Origin of the sequence: Actinomycetospora sp., from assembly GCF_036497245.1 — a bacterium.
Classification (GTDB): domain Bacteria; phylum Actinomycetota; class Actinomycetes; order Mycobacteriales; family Pseudonocardiaceae; genus Actinomycetospora.
In genome coordinates this window covers 1-4404 of record NZ_DASXJS010000106.1, presented here as the reverse complement: position 1 = coordinate 4404, position 4404 = coordinate 1, and the positions used below count along the sequence as shown (strand labels likewise).

The following is a 4404-nucleotide window of genomic DNA, read 5'->3' as shown; positions in this document are numbered from 1 at the left end:
CGGTCGCGCTCGGAGACGACGGTGACCTCGACCGGCCAGGAGATCGCGAGGTCCGGGTCGTCGTAGGCCACGCCGAGATCCTCGCCCGGCGCGTGCGGCCGGTCGATCCGGTAGCAGACGTCCGCGTCGGAGATCGCCTGGAACCCGTGCAGCAGGCCGGCGGGCACGTAGAGGTGGTGGAAGTCCTCGTCGTCGAGCCGGAACGAGGCATGAGTCCCGAACGTGGGCGAGTCCGGGCGCGCGTCGACGAGCACGTCGTGCACCGCGCCGTGGGCCACCCGCACCAGCTTCGCCTCGCCCGCGCCGCGGCGGGTGTGCATCCCGCGGATCGTCCCGGCGCGCGAGCGCGACTGGCTGTCCTGGGCCAGCGCACCAAGGTCGACGCCGTGCTCGGCGCCGATCGTCGCGTCGAACGTGCGGGTGAACAGCCCCCGGTCGTCCCGGTGCGGGGTGGGGACGAACAGCAGGACACCATCGATCGTGCTCGTGCGAACCTCCATGGGCGCCAGCCTCCCACCAGAGGCCGGTCCCGCCCGTGTCGCATCCGCCCACCCGCCCCGCCTCATCCGCCCGCCCGTGTCCCCTGATCCACCCACCCGCCCGTGTCCCCTCATCCACCCCACCCGCCCGTGTCCCCTCATCCACCCACCCGCCCGATCGAAGGGACCCCCACCGTGCCGACCGCCCGTGACCTGGGCCCGGTGACCTGCCGCTGGTGCGCGAGCACCACGGGCACCGTCGTGCTCGACCTCGGCGACCAGCCGGCCGCCGACCACTTCCCGGCCGCCGACGACCCGGGGCCCGACCCGGTGCACCCGCTGCGGATGTGGCTCTGCGCGCAGTGCGGGCTGGCGAACCTCGCCGAGGATCCGACGACGCCGGAGGAACCGCGCGGTGCCGAGCCGCAGGCGATGGTCGACCAGTCGCGCGACGCCGTCGCACGCGTCCAGGCCGCGGGCCTGCTCGCGGGGCCGGACGGCGCACCGCGACGCACGGTCACCGAGTTCGGCAGCCCGCACGGCGGCTCCTGGCTCGACCTGCTCGGCTCCGTCGGGCTCACCGAAGCACCGCCCCGAGAACCGGCCGACCTCGTCGTCGACTGCTTCGGGCTGATGCACGCCGACGACCAGGCCGCCGGGCTCGCCGAGCGGGCCGCCGCGACCGCGCCGGGCGGGACGTTGCTGCTGCAGTTCCACACCCTCGCCGCGATCATCGCCGACGGCGGCTGGAACGCGCTGCGTCACGGCCACTTCGCCTACTACTCCACACCGGTCCTCGTCCGGATGCTGGCCGCGGTCGGCTTCGAGGCGACCCACGCCTTCCGGTTCGACCTCTACGGCGGCACCGTGCTGCTCGCGGCCCGGCGCGTCGGTGTCGGCGGCGCGGCGGACCCGCCGTCGGTGGACGGCCTCGTGGAGTCCGAGATCGCGGCGGGGGTGCTCGACCCCGCCGTCGTCTCCGGCCTCGAGTCGGCCACCTCGGCGAGCGCGGACGCGCTGCGCGAGCACCTGACGGCCGGGGCGGGGAGCGGCCGGTCGGTGCTGGGCTACGCGGCGGCCTCGCGGGCGGTGCCGCTGCTCAACCGGGCGCTCATCGGACCGGACCTGCTCCCCGCCGTCGCGGACGGCTCGCCGGGCAAGCAGGGCAGGCGCTTCCCCGGGGTCGGCGTGCCGATCATCTCGCCCGAGGAGGTCGTCCGACGGCGCCCCGACGAGGTGGTCCTGTTCGTCACCGACCTGCTCGGCGAGATGCGTGCCCGCCTCCCGGAGGTGGAGTCCGGCGGCGGTCGCTGGGTGGTCGTCGACCCCGCGCTCCGGGTCGCGGAACCAGGCACCTGAAGCGGGCGTGAGCTGAGACACACGTCACCCGCGGGGCACCGCGGCGCGCGGCGCGGCGTCTTGCGGGTGACGGACGAGGAGGGGATCGCCCGGACGGCGGGTGGTCCCGCCGTCGGAGCACGGTCCTAGACTCCTCGCCGCGGGTGCGGTCCGTTCGCCCTGGTTCGGGCGCCCGACACGGCACCACCGACGCGGAACACGACCGAGGACGGGCGCTGGCGATTGATGGGATGGGCAGCATGACGGCAGTCGAGGCCCCTCGGGTACCGGGCGTCGGCCCTGGTGGCCCGGGCCCGAACGGTCCAGCGGGTCCACCCGCGGGGACGCGCCGCCGCTCCTCCCACATCCGGGTGGCAGTGCTCGTGGTCGTGTTCACGACCCTGGTCGCCGGTCTCGGCACGTTCGCGGCCTTCCTGGCCTCGGTCGGGCACTACCAGAGCAGCGCGGAGATCGTGTTCACGAACACGATGACCGGCGACGACAACATCGCGAAGGGCTCGCGCTACGTCCAGGACCGCCTCGCGAGCTGGGAAGGTGTCGCCGGGAGCGAAGCCGTCTCCCAGCGGGCCGCGCAGATCGCCGGGGCCACGGGGGGCGCGCCCTTCGACCCCGGCTCGGTGACGGTCACCGGCAAGCAGTCGTCGGGCACCGAGGTCCTCCACGTCACCGCGACCTCGAACGACTCCGCGACCGTGGCGTCGAACGCGACGGCCGCGGCGCAGGCCACGATCGACGTCGTCGTCGCCAGTGAGCGTTATCCCGGCACCCCGCAGTCCAAGATCGCCGGGACGCTCGTCAGCCCCGGCGGGCCCGTCGTCGGCCACGGGGTGCAGGAGGCGCGCTGGTGGGGCGTCCTCGGCGCGGTCGGCGGCTTCATGCTGTCGCTGCTCGCCTGCTCGCTGCTGCGGCCCGGGCGGTGGTCCCGCGACCTCGCGCCGCACACCGTGCGTTCCCGCCGCCGGATGGTGGAGCTCAACGCCACGGTGATGGGTGACGAGCTCCGCGGTCTCCTCGACGGTCTCCGCAGACCCCAGGGCAAGATCACCGTCGGCCTCGCCGCGCTCTCCATCGCGGGCTACGGCCTCACCGGCTCCATGCTCTTCCCACTGGTCGTGATCCTGGCCGCAGGGGTGTGGTCCTGGCGCACGGCCGACTCGCGATGGTCCGCGGCCGCCCTGCTGTTCATCGGGGTCGGTGTGTTCCCCGAGAAGGTCGACGTCATCAAGCTCGGACCGGTCACGCCGACGGTGCTCGAGACGGCGCTCGTCGTCGCGCTCCTCATGACCCTGCGCGGCCGCAACGCGAAGCTCGCGCCACGCTCGGCGTTCGCCGCGCCCATCGCCGCCATCCTGCTCGCGGCGACGGCGGGAGCCATCGGGGCGCTCGCCCTCGGCGGCGAGTTCAGCCTCATGATCGACAACTATCGCGCGCTGCTGCAGGTGGCCGTGTTCGTCCCGGTGTACTTCGCCTTCGCGCGCCGCCCGCACCAGCTGATCGCGACGCTGCTCTACATCGCGGGCGTGTGCAGCGCCGTGGTGCTCGCCGCCTCGCTCGCCGGGTGGAGCAGGCTGCTCGTCGACGAGCGCAGCTCGGTGATCACCGGGTCGTCGACCTCCGACGTCGCCCGGCTCTCCGGCCCGACGCTCAACCTCTGGGCGCCGCTGCTCGTCCTGCTCCTCTCCGCGCTCATGCCGCGCAAGCCGCGCTGGCTCTGGCTCGGGCTCGTCCTCATCGGGGTCCTGCACGAGGCGGGGAGCTTCAACCGCTCGACGTGGGCGCCGCTGGTCCTGCTCATCGTCGCGGTGGCCGCGGTCACGCACGGACCCAAGGGCCTCGTGAGGCGGGCCGCGGTCCTCCTCGTCGTCGGCGCCATCGGCTTCAGCCTCGCCCTCACCGGGCTCGCCGGCGGCCAGGCGAAACAGATCGCGCTGCGGGCGTCCAGCGTCGTCACCGGTCAGGCCTACGGCGAGGACAGCCTCCCCGACCGTCTCCGGGAGAACGCCGCAGCGTACGCGACGCTCGAGAAACAACCGTGGCTCGGGGTCGGTGTCGGCCAGTACTACGGCGGCGAGCTGATCACCTACGACGACGACCACAGCCGGACCGTCGTCGACCCCCGGCCCTACATCCACAACCAGTACCTGCGTATCTGGCTCTACATGGGCGTGTTCGGCCTGTTCGCCTACGCGTTCGCCGGGGTCCGGATCTTCTCGCTCGTCCTCCTCTCGTGGCGACGGCGGACCCCGGGTGCGCCGATGGTCGTGGTCGTCGGCATGGGGCTGGCGTGTCTCGCCGCACAGTCCAGCCTGCAGACGATGCTCGTCGACCGGCCGGCGGTCATCACCACCGTCACGCTCATGGCGGCGGCCTCGGCCTTCGCGACCTGGACGCCGTGGCCCCGGCCGACGGCGCCCGCGCCCCGGCGCCCGGGTGTCGCGGCGGGTGGACCCCCGCCGGACCGGCGACCCGGTTCGGGCCCCGTCCCGAGCCCCCCGAGAAGGCCCGCGGCCCGCGCGGGCACCATGGAGGAGTGAGCTCACCGATGACCGTGTCGTCCGCACTGCGC

At 74.0% G+C, this 4404-nt stretch carries 3 protein-coding genes; 2 read left to right on the top strand and 1 reads right to left on the bottom strand.

Translation table 11 applies throughout. From position 1 onward, the window contains the following. Window positions 1–500: dTDP-4-dehydrorhamnose 3,5-epimerase family protein (locus VGI02_RS11375; RefSeq protein ID WP_331627461.1), on the bottom strand; the 500-nt coding region annotated here is incomplete at its 3' end. 174 nt (window positions 501–674) lie between these two features. On the opposite strand from VGI02_RS11375, the gene VGI02_RS11370 reads away from it, so the two are divergent. Both VGI02_RS11370 and VGI02_RS11365 read left to right on the top strand, forming a co-directional pair. After that, window positions 675–1838 (top strand): class I SAM-dependent methyltransferase, encoded by a 1164-nt coding sequence (locus VGI02_RS11370; protein WP_331627460.1) that lies wholly within the window; start codon window positions 675–677, stop codon window positions 1836–1838. Window positions 1839–2188: 350 nt separating this feature from the next. Then, window positions 2189–4372 carry an O-antigen ligase family protein gene (locus tag VGI02_RS11365; RefSeq protein ID WP_331627459.1) on the top strand — a complete coding sequence of 728 codons (2184 nt, stop codon included), beginning with the start codon at window positions 2189–2191 and terminating at the stop codon, window positions 4370–4372. Window positions 4373–4404: the final 32 nt, after the last annotated feature.